This window comes from Nocardioides sp. OK12 (assembly GCF_024341885.1).
GTDB classification, from domain to species: Bacteria; Actinomycetota; Actinomycetes; order Propionibacteriales; family Nocardioidaceae; genus Nocardioides; species Nocardioides marinisabuli.
In genome coordinates this window covers 122,562-140,695 of record NZ_BNET01000006.1, presented here as the reverse complement: position 1 = coordinate 140,695, position 18,134 = coordinate 122,562, and the positions used below count along the sequence as shown (strand labels likewise).

Annotated in this window: 14 protein-coding genes; 6 read left to right on the top strand and 8 right to left on the bottom strand. The window is 75.9% G+C overall.

Features of this window, described 5'->3' with window-relative positions:
- Nucleotides 1–34: 34 nt before the first annotated feature.
- Nucleotides 35–694, bottom strand: coding sequence for a nitroreductase family protein (locus OCU29_RS16040; RefSeq protein ID WP_261820708.1), 660 nt, complete (start codon nt 692–694; stop codon nt 35–37).
- Between the two features lie 36 nt (nt 695–730).
- The gene (locus OCU29_RS16035; protein ID WP_261820707.1) at nt 731–2,320 is read right to left on the bottom strand and encodes a cation:proton antiporter; all 1,590 of its coding nucleotides are present in this window, start codon (nt 2,318–2,320) and stop codon (nt 731–733) included.
- Between the two features lie 100 nt (nt 2,321–2,420).
- Here OCU29_RS16035 and OCU29_RS16030 point away from each other — a divergent pair, with 100 nt between their 5' ends.
- Nucleotides 2,421–3,602, top strand: a complete 1,182-nt coding sequence (locus OCU29_RS16030; protein ID WP_261820706.1) for a sorbosone dehydrogenase family protein — start codon at nt 2,421–2,423, stop codon at nt 3,600–3,602.
- Nucleotides 3,603–3,679: 77 nt separating this feature from the next.
- Here the strand turns inward: OCU29_RS16030 and OCU29_RS16025 are convergent, their stop codons facing one another.
- The 6 genes from OCU29_RS16025 to OCU29_RS16000 form a co-directional block, all read right to left on the bottom strand.
- On the bottom strand, nt 3,680–4,552 hold the full coding sequence (locus tag OCU29_RS16025) for an ABC transporter permease (protein ID WP_261820705.1): 873 nt from the start codon (nt 4,550–4,552) through the stop codon (nt 3,680–3,682).
- Nucleotides 4,549–5,535, bottom strand: a complete 987-nt coding sequence (locus tag OCU29_RS16020) for an ATP-binding cassette domain-containing protein (protein ID WP_261820704.1) — start codon at nt 5,533–5,535, stop codon at nt 4,549–4,551. The genes OCU29_RS16025 and OCU29_RS16020 overlap by 4 nt, the downstream gene beginning before the upstream one ends.
- A gap of 84 nt (nt 5,536–5,619) precedes the next feature.
- Entirely contained in the window at nt 5,620–6,537 is a 918-nt protein-coding gene (locus OCU29_RS16015) for a sigma factor (protein ID WP_179614789.1), read from the bottom strand.
- Nucleotides 6,538–6,544: 7 nt separating this feature from the next.
- A complete protein-coding gene (locus tag OCU29_RS16010; protein WP_261820703.1) occupies nt 6,545–7,846 on the bottom strand; it encodes an MFS transporter in 1,302 nt (433 codons plus the stop codon).
- A gap of 11 nt (nt 7,847–7,857) precedes the next feature.
- Entirely contained in the window at nt 7,858–8,298 is a 441-nt protein-coding gene (locus OCU29_RS16005; protein WP_261820702.1) for a hypothetical protein, read from the bottom strand.
- 10 nt (nt 8,299–8,308) lie between these two features.
- Nucleotides 8,309–10,039, bottom strand: coding sequence for a carbon starvation protein A (locus tag OCU29_RS16000; protein ID WP_179614787.1), 1,731 nt, complete (start codon nt 10,037–10,039; stop codon nt 8,309–8,311).
- A gap of 121 nt (nt 10,040–10,160) precedes the next feature.
- Here OCU29_RS16000 and OCU29_RS15995 point away from each other — a divergent pair, with 121 nt between their 5' ends.
- The 5 genes from OCU29_RS15995 to OCU29_RS15975 all read left to right on the top strand — a co-directional run bounded on the left by OCU29_RS15995 (nt 10,161) and on the right by OCU29_RS15975 (nt 18,133).
- Nucleotides 10,161–10,967 (top strand): hypothetical protein, encoded by an 807-nt coding sequence (locus OCU29_RS15995; protein WP_261820701.1) that lies wholly within the window; start codon nt 10,161–10,163, stop codon nt 10,965–10,967.
- 86 nt (nt 10,968–11,053) lie between these two features.
- The gene (locus OCU29_RS15990; RefSeq protein WP_261820700.1) at nt 11,054–11,962 is read left to right on the top strand and encodes an ABC transporter ATP-binding protein; all 909 of its coding nucleotides are present in this window, start codon (nt 11,054–11,056) and stop codon (nt 11,960–11,962) included.
- Nucleotides 11,959–12,756, top strand: a complete 798-nt coding sequence (locus OCU29_RS15985; RefSeq protein ID WP_261820699.1) for an ABC transporter ATP-binding protein — start codon at nt 11,959–11,961, stop codon at nt 12,754–12,756. Before OCU29_RS15990 ends, OCU29_RS15985 begins: the two co-directional genes overlap by 4 nt.
- Nucleotides 12,753–15,077: an FtsX-like permease family protein gene (locus tag OCU29_RS15980; protein ID WP_261820698.1), complete on the top strand. Its 2,325-nt coding sequence runs from the start codon at nt 12,753–12,755 to the stop codon at nt 15,075–15,077. The genes OCU29_RS15985 and OCU29_RS15980 overlap by 4 nt, the downstream gene beginning before the upstream one ends.
- Complete coding sequence (locus tag OCU29_RS15975; protein ID WP_261820697.1) at nt 15,074–18,133, top strand: FtsX-like permease family protein; 3,060 nt, start codon at nt 15,074–15,076, stop codon at nt 18,131–18,133. The genes OCU29_RS15980 and OCU29_RS15975 overlap by 4 nt, the downstream gene beginning before the upstream one ends.
- Nucleotide 18,134: the final 1 nt, after the last annotated feature.

Here is an 18,134-nt window from a genome sequence, read left to right as displayed (position 1 = left end):
TCCCGCCGATAGTTCCGTGCAGGCGGCCCGCGCCTCAGACCCGCACCAGCACCTCGTCGAGCGGCTTGCGCTCGAGCGCCGGCACCCGCGCGTCCTCGGCCGGGTGCCCCACCGCGACGACCACGAAGCCGCGCTCCTCGGGCGGGCGGCCCAGCACCTCGCCGAGGAACCGCATCGGGCTCGGGGTGTGGGTCAGCGTGGCCAGGCCCGCCTGGTGCAGGGCGGCCAGCAGGAAGCCGACGGCGATGCCCACCGACTCCTTGACGTAGTACGGCTTGGGGGAGGTGGGCCCCGCGTGCACCTCGAAGACCACCACCAGCGCGGCCGCGTCGGTCAGGAACGGCTTGGTCGCATCGGTGCCGAGGGGAGCCAGCGCGTCGAGCCACTCCTCCGAGGCCCGTCGCTCGTAGAACTCGCGCTCCTCGGCCTCCGCCGCCTCGCGCAGCCGCCGGCGTACGTCGGGGTCGGTGACCACCACGAAGCGCCACGGCTGCACGTGCGCCCCGCTCGGGGCACTGGCCGCGGCCCGCACCGCGTCCTCGAGGACGCCGTCGGCGACCGGGCGCGAGGAGAAGTCCCGCACCGTGCGCCGGCGCACCAGGTCGTCGGCGAACGCCGCCACCCGGGCCCGGGCCTCGTCGTCGGGCAGCGACAGCTGCGGGGCGGGGACGCTCGCTCTCTGGTCGGGGGTCACCACCTCACCCTGCCAGAGCCGCGCCGACGAGCAGGCTCAGTCGTCCTCACGGCGCAGCCCGGCCGCCTGGGCCGCGCGGTCGGCGAGCTCGGTGCCGGCGCCGTCGTAGAGCTGGAACCCCGCCGAGGCGCCGAGGGCGCGCGCCTGCCGCAGGTCGGCGTCGTACTGCGTGACGACGGCGACGACGCCGGTGAACCCGCTCGAGCGCAGCTGCAGCAGCGCGTCGAGGTTGTTGCCGTGGAACGGCATCGCCAGCAGCACGACGCGCACGTCGCCGGTGCGCAGCCGCTCGTAGAACTCCGGGTCGGTGGCGTCGCCCTCGATGACGTCGATGCCCTCCTCGAGCAGCCGTGCGACCCGGTCCCCGGAGGTCTCGACCCCGACCGTGGCCAGGCCGTGCACCTGCTCGAGCCGCTCGTACGCCGACCGGCCCACGCGCCCCATGCCCAGCACGACCGCCTCGGCGTGGCCGACGTCGAGCGGGCGGTCCTCGGGGTGCAGCCGGTCCTCGGCGCGCTCGGGCACCAGCCGGGAGAGCACCCCGACCAGGTACTCGGGTCGGCGGCCCACGGCCGTGCCGACCACGAAGCTGGCCGCGATCGCGGTGGCCAGGGTGACCACCCACTCCTCGCCCAGCACCTCGGCGGACGACGCGACGGCGACGATCAGCCCGAACTCCGAGAAGTTGGCCAGGGTCGACCCGGTGAGCACCGACGTACGCCGCCGCAGGCCGGCGTGGCTGAGCAGCAGCGCGAAGCCGATCGCCTTGAGCGGCAGCAGCAGGACCACGAGCAGGAGCGCGACCACGAGGTGCTCGGCGTCGGGCAGCGCACCGAGGCCGATGGAGACGAAGAAGCCGACCAGCAGCAGGTCCTTGAGCGTGAAGAGGCTCTTCGCGAGCCCCTCGGCGCCGGGGCGGCCGGCCAGCAGCATCCCGACGACCAGGGCGCCCAGATCGCCCTTGAGCCCCACCGCCTCGAACAGCGCGTAGCCGGGCACCAGCGCCAGCACCAGCCCGAAGAGCGGCCGCAGCTCGTCGTGCCCGATGCGGGCCAGCACGGTGCGCAGCACCCAGGCGCCGGGCAGGAGCAGCAGCACCACCACCGCCCACGGGCTGGGCGGCTTGCCGCCCGAGGCGGCCAGGTAGACCACGGCGGCGAGGTCCTGGACGATCAGCACCCCGATGGCGGTGCGCCCGCCCAGGGAGCGCGCGGCGCTGCGCTCCTCGAGCGTCTTGACCACGAAGACGGTGCTGGAGAACGACAGCGCGAAGCCGACCAGGACCCAGGTGCGCCAGTCGCTGCCCTCGAGCAGCGCGACGCCGCCGACGGCGATCAGCGCCACCACGCCCGCGCCGAGCAGGGTCGAGCCGACCAGGTGGGCGGTGGCGGTGGCCAGCACCTCGCGCTGGGCCAGCTGGCGCAGGTCGATCTTGAGCCCCACCCCGAAGAGCAGCAGCGTCACGCCGAGATCGGCGGCGGTCTCGAGGGCCGGCACCGACTCCACGCCGACGATGTTGAGCACGAAGCCGGCGACCAGGAAGCCCAGCAGCGGAGGCAGGCGCACCACGGCGGCAGCCATGCCGCCGAGCAGCGCCACGACCAGGATCGCCGTCATGTCGTCCATGGGGTTCCTCCTGCCGACAGGGCTGATCCTTCCAGCACGTCGGGCGGGGCGCCCAGTGCGGGTGGGCCCGGTCGTCAGGTCGGCCTGTCACGCTGGAGCGGTGACCCCTCGCGTACGCCGTCCCCGCGCCGCCCGGGTCGCCGCCGCCGTGCTGGCCCTGCCCGTCCTGGTCGCCTGCGGCGCCGACCCCGAGCCCGGTGAGCGGGCCAACGCCCCCAGCGGCTCCACCCGCACCGCCGGCCCCGCCGACGACCTGTCGACCGACGACCCGGCGGCGCTGGGGCAGCGGCAGGTCACCACCGGGCTGACCAGCCCGTGGGGCCTGGCGGCGACCGCTGACGGCCGGGTGCTGCTGAGCGAGCGCGACACCGGACGGATCCTGCTGCTCGACCCGGCCACCGGGCAGCGCGAGGAGCTGCGGACCCTGCCCGACGTGGTGCCCGGCGGCGAGGCCGGGCTGCTGGGGCTGGCGCTGACCCCCGACGAGTCCGCCCTGCTGGCCTACTACACCGTCGAGGAGACCAGCAGGATCGTGTCGATGCCCTGGGACGGGCAGCGGCTCGGCGAGCCCGAGGTGCTGCTCGCCGGCATCCCCGGTGGCGCCGGCTACCACCAGGGCGGCCAGCTCGTGGTCGGGCCCGACGACCTGCTCTACGTCGGCACCGGCGACAACGGCGTGCCCGAGTCGGCCCAGGACACCGGGTCGCTGTCCGGCAAGGTGCTGCGCCTGACGCTCGAGGGCGAGCCGGCTCCGGGCAACCCCTTCGACAACGAGGTCTACAGCTACGGGCACCGCAACGTGCAGGGCCTCGCCTTCGACGAGCAGGGCCGGCTGTGGGCCTCGGAGTTCGGGGCGAACGCCTTCGACGAGCTCAACCTGGTCGAGGCCGGCGCCGACCACGGCTGGCCCGACGTGGAGGGCAGCGGCGGCGGCGAGGGTCGTACCGACCCGGTCGTGGTCTGGAGCACCGCCGACGCCTCTCCCTCGGGGCTGGCCTTCTGGGACGGGTCGCTGTGGATGGCGGCCCTGCGCGGTCAGCGGCTCTGGGAGATCCCCCTGGCAGCGGGCGCCGATGGCGCTGAAGGCGATGAGGGCGAGGCGGGCGTCGAGCAGCCCGTGGCGCACCTCGCCGGTGAGCTGGGCAGGCTGCGCAGCGTCCTGGCCCTGCCCACGAGCGACGCAGGCGGTGCGGGCGAGCTGCTGCTGGTCACGTCGAACACCGACGGACGTGGCGAGGTCCGCGACGGCGACGACCGGGCCCTGGCACTGACCCGGCCCTGACCGCGCGGGTATGAGCCGGGTCAGTGCGAGATCTGAGCCGGGTCAGCGCGAATTTTGGGCCGGGTCGGCGGGGGTGGTCAGGCCGAGGCGCGGGCGAACTGGCGGGTCGAGAGCGGCACGAAGACCGCCAGGATCAGCGCGACCCACAGCAGCGTGTAGAGCGCCGGGTGCTGCATCGACCAGGCGTCGGGCACCGGGGTGGAGGCGTCGACGTTGCCGAAGAGCTCGCGACTGGCCTGGGTGAGCGCCGAGACCGGGTTCCACAGCACGAACTGGCGCAGCACCCCGTCGAAGGAGCTCAGCGGCACGAACGCGTTGGAGACGAAGGTCAGCGGCATGATCACGATGAACGAGGCGTTGTTGATGACCTCGACCGAGGGCACCAGCAGGCCGACGTAGGCCATCACCCAGCTGATCGCGTAGGCGAAGAGCAGCAGCAGCGCGAAGCCCAGCAGCGCGTCGAAGGCGCCCTCGCGGATGCGCCAGCCGACCAGCAGGCCGGTCAGCGCCATGATGATCAGCGAGAGCACGTTGTAGACGACGTCGGAGGTGGTGCGGCCCACCAGGACCGCCGCGTGCGACATCGGCAGCGAGCGGAAGCGGTCGATGATGCCCTTCTGCATGTCCTCGGCCAGGCCGGCGCCGGTGAAGGTGGCGCCGAAGACGACCGTCTGGGCGAAGATGCCGCCGATCAGGAACTCGCGGTAGCCCACCGCGCCCTCGGGGTCGATCGCGCCGCCGAAGACGAACGCGAAGAGCAGCACGAACATGATCGGGCTGATCAGCACGAAGACCAGGACCTCGGGCACCCGCTTGATCTTGACCAGGTTGCGCTTGGCCACGATCCAGCCGTCGGTCAGGGCGCGGACCACGCCGCCGGGCCGCTCGGGCACGGGCGTGGGCTCGGGGAGCCGGCCGGTGCCGGCGTCGTGGGAGGTGGTGGTGCTCATCGCAGGGCCTCCTCGGCCGCAGGGGTGTCGTCGCCGGTCGCATCCTCGGCCGCGTGCCCGGTCAGGGTCAGGAACACGTCGTCGAGGGTCGGGCGGCGCAGGCCGATGTCGAGGACCTCGAGCCCGCCCTCCTCCAGCCCCTCGAGGACGCGGCGCAGCGAGCGGACGCCGCCCTCGACGGCCGCGGTCAGCTCGCGGCCGTTGTCGCCGACGCCGACCTCGCCCACGGCGACGCCGGCGAGCAGCCGGGTGGCGGCGTCGCGGTCGGAGGCGTGGGCCAGCACGACCTCGACGCGCTCGCCGCCGGTCTGCGACTTCAGCTCGTCGGCCGTGCCGCGCGCGATCGCCCGGCCGTGGTCGATGACCACGATGTCGTCGGCGAGCCGGTCGGCCTCCTCGAGGTACTGCGTGGTCAGCAGCAGCGTGGCGCCGTCGCGCACCAGCTCGCGGATGACGTCCCACATGCCCACGCGGCTGCGCGGGTCGAGCCCCGTCGTGGGCTCGTCGAGGATCAGCACCGGCGGCGCGGCCACCAGCGACCCGGCGAGGTCGAGGCGCCGGCGCATGCCGCCGGAGTAGGTCTTGGAGGGCCGGTCGGCGGCGTCGACGAGGTCGAAGCGCTCGAGCAGCTCGCGGGCCCGCTCGCGCGAGCGGCTGCGGCCCAGGCCGTAGAGCCGCCCGACCATCTCGAGGTTCTCGAAGCCGGTCAGGTGCTCGTCGACCGCGGCGTACTGGCCCGAGAGGCCGATGCGCGCGCGGACGCCGTCGGGGTCGGCGCGCACGTCGACCCCGGCCACGTGGGCGGTGCCCTCCTCGGGCTTGAGCAGCGTGGTCAGCACCCGCACCGCCGTGGTCTTGCCGGCACCGTTGGGCCCCAGCAGGGCCAGCACCTGGCCCTCGGGCACCGCCAGGTCGAGACCGTCGAGCGCGGTCACCGACTTGTACCTCTTGACCAGGCCGTGGGCCTGGATCATGTCCACCATCAGCTGTCCTCTCCCGGGCGTCGCCCCTCGACTCTGCAGCCTAGGGACCCCCGCCGACAACCGGATTCATCGGTGCCCGGCGGATCAGTCCAGGGGGGCCAGGTCGAGCAGCGCGAGCACGGCGGGGTCGGCGACGAGGTCGATCTCGTGCACCAGCGCGTCCTCGACGGTGAAGCCCACGACCATCCGCTCGGCCGCACCGTCGCGCCACACCGCGGCCGCGTAGCCGTCGAGCAGCACCGGTCGCAGGTCGGCCACGTGCTCGGCGAGGTGGGCGGCCACGGCCGCGGGGCCCTCGACGATCGCCTCGGCGCCCAGGTCGATCGCGGCGCCGTCGGCGCGCAGCCGCACCTGGGGGTGCAGCGCGGCCCGCATCGCGTCGAGGTCGTCGGCGCGGGCGGCGGCCACGACCTCGCCGACCACGGCGAGCTGGCGGGCCCGCGACCCCGAGCCGCCGACGGCCGCCTCGTCGTCGCTGCCGGCGCTGACGGCGTAGCGGCCACGGATGGCCAGCTCGCGCGCGGCGACCGGGGTCCGCCCGATCGCACCGGCGACGTCCTCGAAGTGCCAGTCGTACAGGTCGTGCAGCACGAAGGCCACCCGCTCGGCCGGGGCCAGCCGCTCGAGCGCCGCGAGCAGGTCGGGGCCCACCGCCGAGCGCAGCGCGGCGGCGTCGGCCTCGCGCGCGGGGTCGACGGGGTCGAGGGGCTCATCGAGGTCGACGGTGACCGGGGCGCCGGCGGCCACCGTGGCGGGTCGCCGCCCGCGCAGCCGCCCGAGGGCCAGGCGCGCCAGCCGGGTGCAGGCCCAGGTGCGCTCGTCGATCACGCTGCCCGGCTGCGACCGCTCCTGGGCGGCCAGCTGCTGCAGCGTCAGCGTCGTCACCTCGTCGGCGGCCGCGAGGCTGCCGAGCAGGCGGAAGGCCAGCGAGCGCAGGTGGGCCGACAGCTCCTCGTCGTACGTGTCGTGCTCGAGCAGGGGGGCGTCACCGACGTGGTCCACCGCCCCACTATCCCTCATCGACCCGGACGACGGGAGGGGTGCGGGTGATCCGGTAGCGCACGAAGGACGGCACGACCAGGGCGGCCACGACCGTGCCGACCACGACGAGCACCCCGCCGCCGGCCGCGGCCGCGCCCGCGCCCACCCCGGCGGCCGTGGCCCCGTGCAGCACGTCGGCGACGCGGGGCCCGCCGGCGACCACGACGATGAAGACGCCCTGCAGGCGCCCGCGCATCGCGTCGGTGGCGGCGCTCTGCAGCATCGAGGTCCGGAACGCCGCCGAGGCCATGTCGGCGGCGCCGCCGACGACGAGCATCAGCAGCGCCAGCACCAGCATCGGGGTGCGCCACTGGGGGGCCAGCAGCACGGCGACGCCGAAGCCGGCCATCGCCACGCCCCACACCAGGATGCACACGACGACGGCGAGTCCCTGCCGCGAGACCCGCGAGACCCAGCCGCTGAGCACCCCGCCGACCACGGCACCGGCCGGGATCGCGGCGAAGAGCAGCGCGAAGACCAGGCCGCCCTCGTCGGGGCCGCCGAAGTCGACCGCGGCGATCTCGGGGAACAGCGCCCGCGGCATCCCGAAGACCATCGCGATGATGTCGACCACGAACGACATCAGCAGCACCGGCTGGGTGCGCAGGTAGGCGAAGCCGTCGACCACGGCGCGCACCCCCGGCACCTGCGCCACCGCGCCCTCGACGGCCAGCGTCGGCAGCCGCAGCACCGCGGCCAGCGTCGCGAAGAGGGTCAGGGTGTCGATCGCGTAGAGCCAGGCGAAGCCGGTGAAGGGGATCGCGATGCCGGCCACCAGCGGCCCGGCGATCGCCCCGGCCTGGAAGACGGTCATGTTGAGGGAGTTGGCCGCCGGCAGCAGGTCGGGCGGCAGCAGCTTGGGCAGCACCGCGCTGCGCGTGGGCTGGTTGACCGCGAAGAACGCCTGCTGCACCGCGAAGAGGCACAGCAGCAGCCACACGTTGGTCGAGCCCAGGAACGCCTGCACCGCGAAGAGCCCGCTCGTCACGATCAGCCCGACGGTGGTGACCCGCAGGATGCTGCGCCGGTCGAAGACGTCGGCCAGCGCCCCGCCGTACAGGCCGAAGACGACCAGCGGCACCAGGCCGAAGAGCCCGGTCAGCCCGACGTACGCCGACGAGCCGGTGTCGGCGTAGATCTGCGCCGGCACCGCGACGACCGTCAGCTGCGCCCCGACCACCGTGATGATGTTGGCCACCCACAGGCGCCGGAAGTGGTCGTTGCGCAGTGGTCTCGTGTCGGCCACCAGGCCGCGCATCCGCTCCCCCACGGGGGCAGAACCTACGCCGAGGCGGCCCGCCTCACGACGGCGACCAGCTCGTCGGGCCCGAGCGCCTCCAGGTCGCCCACGCGCAGCCCGTCGACGAGCACCGAGCCGGCCCGGGTGGCGCCGAGCGCCGAGCGCACCGCGCCCAGCGTGCCGACCCGTCGCCGCGCCCGGCGCAGCACCGCCGGCAGCAGCCAGGCGGTGTTGCCGGCGTCGACGACCTGCACGTCGAGCTCGGGCAGCTGGGCGCGCAGCGCCCGGTACGCCGTCCCCACCGGGTCGCTGGAGGGGTCGCTGGAGGGGTCGCTCGAGGCGTCGTGGTGCTCGTGGCGCGGCACGGGCCCCGAGCAGCAGCCACCCCCGCCCCGGGCGTCGGTCCAGGGGCGCACCAGCACCACCCGGCCCACCTCACCGGCGAGCGCCACCGCCTCGGCCCTCGCCGCCCCGGACCTCACCGCCCGGACCTCATCGTCGCTGGGGGCTGTCGTCGGGGACGGGCGCCTGCTCGCCGTCGGTGCTGCTGCCGCTGGCCCGGCGCAGCGCGAGGGCGGCCTCGACCACCAGCCACACGGCCAGCACGAAGATGATCGCGTCGAGCGGGGCGAGCACCCACTGGCCGTCGTCGACGAAGTTCTTGAGGTTGACCACGAGCGCCCATGAGGTCATCACCAGCAGGAAGGCCAGCGGCACCAGCACCGCGACCGGGTTCCGGCCGCGCTGGACGACCCACACCGCCACCACGGCCAGGGCCAGGCCGGCGGTGAGCTGGTTGGTGGTGCCGAAGAGCTGCCACAGCACCCCGAAGGTGTAGCCGGCCTCGCCGCCGCCGGGCAGCAGCGCCATCGCCAGCGGCACCACGACCGCGACGATGCCGGCCAGGGTCAGGTTGCGGGCCAGGCGGTGCCAGCCCAGGACCTCGGCGATCTCCTGCACGACGTAGCGCTGCAGCCGCACCCCGGTGTCCATGGTGGTCGCGGCGAAGGAGATCACCACGACCGCGGCGAAGATGATCGCGAGGTCGAGCGGCACGCCCAGGTTGTTGGCGAAGACCCCGACACCGTTGACGAAGTTGCCGACCGCGCCGCCGGAGGCGGTGTCGAAGTCGGGGTAGAGCGCCGTCCAGTCGGCCCGGGTCGCGGCGACGCCGGCCGTCACCGCCAGCAGCGCGCCGACGGCCAGCGCACCCTCGCCGACCGCGCCGAGGTACCCGACGTGGCGCACGTCGGCCTCCTTGTCGATCTGCTTGGCGGTGGTGCCGGAGGCCACCAGCGAGTGGAAGCCCGAGATCGCGCCGCAGGCCACCGTGATGAACAGGAACGGGAAGATCGAGGGCGAGCCCTCGGGCACGTCGTTGACCAGCGGTGCCGCGATGGTGTTCCAGCCGACGGCGATGCCGGCGACGATCACGCCCAGGGCGATGAAGAGCTGGTGGGAGTTGATGTAGTCGCGCGGCTGCAGCAGCACCCACACCGGCAGCCGCGAGGCGATGAAGGCGTAGGCGAAGAGGATGACGACCCACACGTTGCGCGGGTTGTCGACGCCCAGGGCGTCGGCGAGCCCGGTGAGCTCGATCGGCACCGCCTGGCCGACCCCGATCAGCAGGTAGAGCACGACCACGCCGACCAGCGAGGGCACCAGCGCGGCCGACTTCGAGCGGTAGATGTACTGCCCGATCCCGATGGCCAGCGGGATCTCCACGAAGATCGGGATCACCGCGCCCGGGTTGGCCACCAGCAGGTTGCCGATGACCACCGCGAACACCGCGTTCACCAGGGTCAGCAGGAAGAAGATGATCAGCAGGAACAGGGTGCGGGCCCGCTTGCTGATGACGTCGTGGGCGATGGTGCCGATGTTGCGGGCGCCGTGGCGCACCGAGACGGCCAGCGAGCCCATGTCGTGCACGCCCGCGGCGAAGATCGTGCCGACCACGATCCAGGCAAGGGCCGGGCCCCAGCCCCAGAAGGCGGCGATCGCCGGGCCGACGATCGGCGCCGCGCCGGCGACCGAGGTGAAGTGGTGGCCGAAGACGACGTGCTTGTTGGTCGGCACGAAGTCGACCCCGTCGGCGAACTGGTGCGCCGGGGTCACGAACGCCGCGTCGACGCCGTACACCCGACGGGCCAGGTAGCTGGAGTAGTGGCGGTAGGCCAGGAAGAACAGCACGGCCACGGCGGCCGCGACGACGATGGCGGGCACGACGACTCCTCCCGGCCCGGCCGTCGGCGGAGTGGGTGGCCCGAGCCGTCGCCATCATGGCCTTTACCTGTGACTGCTGTCACCCCCCGTGACGGTGACGTCGGGTGCCTACAGTGGCCGCGTGCCTCCCGAGCCCGTACGCCGCGACGCCCAGGTCGAGGCCGCCCTGCGCGCCGCCGTGGTCGCCGACGTCGCCTGGCGCGCCGGCGACCGGCCGCAGGTGCACGGGGTGCTGCCGCTGGTCGGGCCGGACGGGCCGGTGCTGGCGCTGCCCTACGCGCAGGCCGGCGTCGCGCGGTCGCTGGCCGCCGCCCCGGAGGTGCTCGTGTGCCTCAGCGAGCCGACGGGTGCGGGGGCCGCGTGGGCACCGATGTCGGTGCGGGCCCGGCCCCGGCTGGAGGAGGACCCCGAGGGCGACGTCTTCACCGCCACCTTGCTGGAGCAGGAGCTGCTGCGCTGGCCGCCCTCGCGGCTGCTGGCCGACTCGGTGCTGCTGCGCCGCGAGCACTGGTGGTGGCTGCCGCGGCTGCTGGTGCACCTCGAGGTGGTCGGCACCGAGCCGCTCGCGGCCCGCACGCGCCCCGACGAGCACCTGCTCGTGGTCGGCGGCGCCGACGGGACGCGGGCCCGCGTGGTCCGCGACCTGCCCCGGGTGGGCCCGCCGCCGGGTCCGGGGGCCGCGAGCGGCGACCCGGCGCTGCTGCTGGGCCAGGAGGTCTCGTGGCCCGACCTCGAGCGGTGGGGCCGCTGGACCTGGCGGGGGCGCTGGGACGGCTCGGCGCTGGAGGTCGAGCAGGCCCCGGAGGCCACCGGCCTGCCCCCGGTGCCCGGGCTGCTGGCGCGCTGGCGCGGCCACCGCGCCCTCGAGCGCGCCTGCCGCGCCGGTCTGGCGGGGGCCGGTGGGCCGGCGAGAGTCACAGGTCCTTAACGAAGCGGCGCCGGAGCCGGTGCGGTGTTGCGCGCCGGCGCGCGCGTGGGGTCTGCTGTGCCGCGGACCAAGGGGAGGCGGCAACGGTGGCAGTGCTCGAGCCCGGTGTGGACATCGGCGAGCTGGACCACCCCGGTGGCATCGGGGTGCGGTGCACGGGGGTGGTGCACCTCTACCGCACCTTCGAGGGCCACGACGTGGTCGCGCTGCAGGGCGTCGACCTCGCCATCCGCCCCGGTGAGCGGGTGGCCTTCCTGGGCCCGTCCGGCTCGGGCAAGTCGACGCTGCTGACGCTGCTGGGCGGCATCCAGAAGCCCAGCGCCGGGCGGATCTTCCTCGGCGAGCACGAGATCTCCCGGCTCCCCGAGCCGCAGCTGGCCCGGCTCCGCTCGCGCCGCGTCAGCACCATGCTCCAGGGCGCCACCCGCAACCTGCTGGCCTACGCCACCGCCCGCCAGAACATCGCCTTCGCGCGGCTGGCGCTGACCTCGGCCGAGCGCCGCCAGGCCGTGCCCGAGCGCGACCTGCTGGCCCGGGTCGGCCTCGAGGGCGTCGCCGACCAGGTCGTCTCCACCATGTCGGGCGGCCAGCGCCAGCGCCTGGCCCTGGCCTGCGCGGTCTCCACCTCGCCCCAGCTGCTGCTCGCCGACGAGCCGACCAGCCAGCTCTCCCACGACGACCGCGACGCCGTCATCGGCCTGGTCCACGAGCTCGGCGACGAGCTCGGCACCACCATCGTCGTGGTCACCCACCAGCCCGAGGTCGCGGCCACCTTCCCGCGCACGGTGACCATGAAGGGCGGGCGCGTGGGGCTCGAGGGCCGCGACGGCGCGGAGTACGTCGTCATCGGCGCCGAGGGTGTCGTGCACCTGCCCGGCCACCTGGCCGAGCAGTGGCCGCAGGGCACGCTGGTGCGCATCGAGCCCGAGACCGTCGACAGCGCCGACCGCCTGGTCGTCTCGCGACCGCCCGAGGAGCAGGGGGACCACGCGTGAGCGACGTGCAGGTGCGCGGCGTGCGCTACGAGGTCGACCGGCCGCTGCTGGCCGACATCGACCTGGTGCTGCGCGCCGGGGAGATGACCGCCCTCTCGGGGCCCAGCGGCTCGGGCAAGACGACGCTGCTCTCCATCGTCGGCGGCCTGCTCGAGCCCACCGCGGGCGAGGCGACGTACGACGGCGCGCCCACCTGGCGCGGCACCGGCGACCCGCGGCCCGAGGTCGCCTTCGTGCTGCAGGTCTACGGCCTGGTGCCGATCCTCTCGGCGCGCGAGAACGTCTCGGTCGCGCTGCGCGCGCGCGGCGTCGACCCGGTCGAGGCCGACGAGCAGGCGCTGGCCGCCCTCACCCGCTTCCACATCGCCGACCTCGCCGACCGCCAGGTCGAGGAGCTCTCGGGCGGTCAGATGCAGCGCGTCGCGCTCGCCCGCGGCCTGTGCGTGGGCGCCGGGGTGCTGCTCGCCGACGAGCCCACCAGCGAGCTCGACGAGGGCAACCGGGCGCTCGTGCTGGGCGAGCTGCGGCGCGAGGCCGAGCGCGGCGCCGTGGTCGTCGTGGCCACCCACGACCCCGCCGTGGTCGAGGCCTGCGACGCCCACCACGCGCTCGACGACGGCCGGCTGGTCGACCACACCGAGCCCGTGCACCTGGCCCACACGCGGTTCCGGCCCGAGCCGTCGGCGTCGGAGGCCCCGGCCGCGCCGCCGGTCGCCCACCCGGTCGTGGCACCCGCCCAGGACCCGGCGCCGCGCGACGACTCCGCCTTCCGGCGCCCGCCGGCCGGCCGGTGACCCGCGAGCCCGTCGGCGCCCTGGCCCGGACCCTGCGCGGGGCCTGGTCGCGCCGCGCCACCCTGACCCCGCTGCTGCTGCTCACCACCGTGGTGGTCGCCGGGGTCGTGGCGGTGCTCGGCTTCGCCGAGGCCGCGGGCACCTCCGGCGCGCTCGCGGTGCCGCTGCTGCTGCTGGCCCTGGTCGCGCTGCCCACCACGGGGCGCGAGCTGGCCTCGGCCCGGCGCGGCGAGATCGCGCTGGCCCGGCTGCGCGGCCTCGAGGGCGGCGAGCTCTACGTGCTGGTGGCCCTCGAGCCGCTGCTGGTGCTCACCTTTGGCGGGCTGCTCGGCGGTGGGCTGGGCCTGCTCGTCGCGCGCCTCAGCGCTCACGCCTGGCTGCGCGACCCCGCCCCGCTGGTCGGCGTCGACGCCCTGGTCGCGGCCCTGCTGGTGGTCCTGGTGGCGCTCGCCGCGCTGCTGGTGGGGATGGCGGCGGCGCTGCGCGAGCCGCTGGCCGACCAGGTCGCCGCGGTCGCGAGGCCGCGTCGTACGACGGTCGCGGCGGCGTTCGCGCAGGTGCTGGTCGTGGTCGGCGCCGCGGTCGCGGTCTACCGCAGCTCGCTCGGGTCGAGCGGCGCCGACGCCGCGGGGGTCGACGTGGTGGTGCTGGCCGGGCCGGCGCTCGTGGGGCTGGCCGTCGGGGCCGGCGCCCTGTGGCTGCTGCGCGCCGTGGCCCGGGTGTGGGTGCGCCGGCGCGGGCCCCGCGGGGGGCTCGGCGGCTTCCTCGCCGCGCGCCGCCTCGACCGGGTCAGCGGTGTGGCGGGGGCGGTGCAGGTGCTCGTGGCCGCGGCCGTGGTCGCGGGCGTGGCGCTGACCGCCGCCCTCCAGGTCGACCAGTGGACCGAGCGCACCGCGCGGCTGCAGGCCGGGGCCCCGCTGCGCATCGACCTGGAGACCGACGCGGAGCCGGCGCTCGAGCTCACCCGCCGCCTCGACCCCGAGGGCCGCTGGCTGATGGCGGCGGTGCTGGTGCCGGGGGAGGGCAGCGCGGTCGCGCGCCGCGCCTTCCTCGACCTGTCGCGCCACGACGCCGTGCTGGGCGACTTCCACGACGACACCGCGGCGGCCGCCCTCGCGTCGGTGGTCGACGAGCTGGCCCCCGACACCGGGTCGGCGACCCGACCGGTGGTGGGCACCGAGGTGAGCGCCACCGTCAGCGGCGTGAGCCGGCGCCTCGAGGGCCGCATGCGCCCCGTGGTGGTCCTGAGCCTGCGCGACCTCACCGGCGGCTCCCGGCAGGTGCGGCTGCGCCTCGAGGTCGGCCTCGACGGGGGCCCCGCCACCGCCTCGACGCCCGTGGAGTGCGCCGCGGGCTGCGAGCCGGTCGCGGTCACCCTCCAGCGCAAGCCGGGCGACAGCGAGCTGCCCTGGACCCTCGACTCGCTGGTCGTCGGCGACCAGGACCTGCTCGAGCGAGGCTGGGCGCCGGCCGAGGAGACCCGCGGCGACCGGCCCGGCGGTCCGGTCCCGGTGGCCGGTGGGCTCCTCGCGGTCAGCACCTCCGCCCCGCTCGTGGCGGTGCCCGCCGCGGCCGGGCTCTCCGTGCCCGTGCTCGCGACCCGCAGCGCGGTCTGGGAGGGCGACCCGGTCGTCGACTCGCCCGGCGGCGCCGACCTGGCCGCGCGCGTCGTGGGCCGGGTCCCCGGCCTGCCGCTGGTGCAGGCCGACGGCCTCCTCGCCGACCTGCCGCGGGTCCTGCTGGGCTCGCCCCCCACGGTGCCGGTGGCCGAGGTGATGGTGCTGGCCCGCGCCGACACGCCCGAGGCCCTGCTCGACGAGGTGCTCGACGAGACCGGCGGCGACCTACGCACGCTCGCCCAGGTGCGCGCCGGGGTGAGCGACGAGACCGGGGCCGCCCAGGCGCGGGTCTACCTGCTGGTCGCCGGGTCCGGGCTGCTGGTCGCGCTGCTGGTCCTGGCCACCGCGGTGGCCCGCGAGCGGCCGGCCTGGCTGCGCGACGTGGCCGCGCTGCGCGCCGTCGGCCTCGACGTACGACGCCTGCGGGGCGCGGGCCGCCTCGAGGCCGCCGGCCTGGTGGTCGTCTCGGTGACCGCGGCGCTGCTGGGCACCGCGGCGGGCGTGGCGTGGCTGCTGGGCGACCTGGCCCTGGTCGAGGTGCCCGCCCACGCGGTCGCGCTGCGCACCTCCCTCGACGCCTGGCCGGTGGCGCTGCTCGCGGTCGTCGTGGCCGCCGTGGTGGCGCTGGTCGTGGGCCGGGGCCGCCGGGTCTCCGCCGAGCGGTCGCGGCCGGCCATCCTGCGCGAGGAGGCCGCCCGGTGAGGTCCCTGGTCGCCACCGTGCTGCGCGGTCTGCGCTCGCGGCTGCTGCTCTCGCTCGGCTCGGTGCTGCTGATCGCCCTGGCCGTCGCCTCGGCCGTGCTCGGCCCGGTCTTCCAGGTCGCGGTCACCAGCTCCTACCTGGTCACCCGGCTCGCCGACGCGCCCAACCCCCTGACCGGCCTGAGCTGGGCCTACCGGCCGGCGCCGGGCACCGGCCCGGCTGCGGCGGCGAGCGAGGCCGCCGCCCTGGCCCGGCAGGCCGGCGCGGGCGCCGGTGGCACCTACGTCGCGCCGCAGACGTTCCTGCGCACCGACGAGACCCCGGGTCTGGGCGGCCAGGTGCGGCTGGCGGCCAAGGAGGGCTACTGCGAGCACCTCGAGGTCGAGGGTCGCTGCCCGGCGGCGCCGCGCGAGGTGCTGATGCTCGCCGGCGACGCCGAGCTCACCGCCTTCGAGGTCGGCGCCACCTTCGACGTCGAGGGAGCGGGCACCCTCGAGGTGGTCGGGCTCTACACCGTGCCCGAGGGGCCCGCCGAGGCCGACTGGTGGTTCGACCTGTCGCGCTTCTCCTCCCGCACCCCGACGCCGCCGCCGAGCAACCAGCCCTACCGGCCCGCACCGCTGCTCACCGGCCACGACACCCTCGAGGGGCTCGCGGGGGTTGACGTCGAGGTGCTCGTCGACCGCCGCCTGGAGCCGCCGGCCGACCTCGACCTGGAGGGCCTCGACGCGGTGCGCGCGGTGGCCTCGGCCCAGGACGACCTCGCGGCGCTCGGGCTCGACGTCGCCGCGGGAGCGTCGTTCGAGACCCGCTCGATCAACGACATCGACGGCGTGGCCGCCGAGGTGCGCGCCCAGCAGGAGACCGCGCGCAGCTCGGTCGCCCCGGCCGTGCTGTCCCTGGTGCTGGTGGCGCTCGCGCTGCTGCTGCGGCTGCTCACGGCCGCCGCCGACCTGCGCCTGCCCGAGCTGGCGCTGGCCTCGCTGCGCGGGCTGCCGCGGCGCCGGATGTGGTCGCTGGGCCTCTCCGAGCCGCTGGTGCTGCTGGGCGTCGCGGTGCCGGTGGGCGGGGCGCTGGGGCTCGGCGTCTCGTGGCTGCTGGTCGAGTCGTGGCTGGTGCCGGGGCTGCCGGTGCCGCTGCCGTGGACCTCGCTGCTGGCCGGCCTCGGCGTCGGGCTCGGCGCGGGCCTGGTCGCGGTCGTCGCGGTGGGGCTGGTGCTGCGGGTCGACCTGGCCTCCCAGCTGGGCGGCGTACGCCGTCCGGCGCGGGCGCGCCGCGGCGCCGTGGTCGCCCAGCTCGCGCTCGTGGCCGGCGCCCTGGTGGTGCTGCTGAGCAAGCTGTCGTCGACGGCGCCGGGCGACCCCGACGTGACCGACCTGGTGCTGCCGGTGCTGCTCGCGGTGGTCGCGGGCCTCGGCGGCGCGCGGGCCACCTCCGCGCTGGCCGGCTGGTGGACCCGCCGCGGCCCGCGCAGCTCGTCGCTGTCGACCTTCGTGGCCGCCCGCGCGCTCAGCCGGCGCCGCGAGGGCACCCTGGTGATCCTGCCGGTCACCGCGGCGATCGCGATCTGCGTCTTCGGGGCCGGGGTCTACGACTCGGCCTCCCAGTGGCGCGCCAGCGTGGCCGCGACCCGGGCCCCCGCGGCCGTGGTGTGGGCCTCCGACCTGTCGCTGGACCGCACCGTGGCGCTGAGCCGCACCGCCGACCCCGACGGCGAGTGGCTGATGGCCGCCGGCACCCTCTCGAGCACCGGCCCGGTCTTCACCGTCGCCGACACCTCCCGCCTCGAGCGCGTGGCGCAGTGGTCGGACCAGTGGACCCCCGGCACCTCCACCGCCGAGATCGCCGAGCGGCTGCGCCCGACCGGCGAGGTCCCGCTGCTGGAGGGCAGCCGGATCGGGGTCGTCGTCGACAACCGGGCCCGCTCGAGCGACGACCTCGTGCTGCGCCTGCGCCTGGTCACCGCCGAGGGCGACGTCCGGTTCGCCTTCCTGCCCGTGCCTCCCAGCTCGGGCACCCTCGAGACCCGGGTGCCGGCCTGCCGCAGCGGCTGCCGCCTGGAGGGGCTGACCTTCGGCGGCCCGGCCGCGCTGCGCACCGACATCCAGGGGGTCGTCGAGATCTGGGGCGTGCTCGCCGACGGCGAGCCGGTCGACGGGGCCGTCACCGGCGCCGGGTGGAAGGTGGCCGCCGACGCGTCGGCTCCCGAGGCCGTCACCCGCCTCACCGACGACGACGGCGTCCTGCGCGTGGAGGCGGCCACGGGCGAGCCCGCGATCCTCCAGCTCACCGCCGGCGACGTGCCCGAGGCCCTGCCGGTGGTCAAGGGGCTCGACGCCCGCACCGAGCCCGACCCCAACGCCTTCTCGACCAGCTCACCGCTGAGCTTCCCGGTCCACCCGGTCGTCGAGGCCACGAGCGTGCCGCTGCTGGGGCCGCGCGGGCTGCTCATCGACTACGACATGGTCAGCATCGACCGCGAGGTCTACGACCAGGACTCCTCCGAGGTGGTGGTCCTGGCCCGCGCCGACACCCCCGAGGACGTCTCCGAGCAGCTGCGCGCGGCCGGGCTCTCGGTCGACCGCACCTTCGGCGACGTGCGCGCCGGCCTCGACGGCGAGGCGTACGCCCTGGCCCTGCGGCTGTACGCCGTCGTGGCGGTGCTGGTGCTGGTGATGGCGGTGGCGGCCCTCGGCGTCAGCACCGCCGTGCAGCTGCCCGCGCGCCGTCGCGACGCCGCCTCGCTGCGGGTGGTGGGGGTGCCGCGGCGCGAGGTGATGGGCGCGGTGGCGCGCGAGCTGGGCGTGGTGCTGGGCAGCACCGCCGTGGCGGGGCTGGCCGCCGGCGCGCTCGCGCAGTACGTCGTGCTGCGCACCGTCACCCTCGGCTACGCCGAGACGCTGTCGACGCCCGAGCTGGTCGCCGGTGTCGACCCCGTGCGGCTGGCGCTGCTGGCGCTGCTGACCGCGGTGCTCTTCGGTGCCGTGGCGCTGGTCAGCGCCGTGCTCACCGTGCGGGGTGCCCGGGGCGCGACGCTGCGCGAGAACGCCCGCTGAG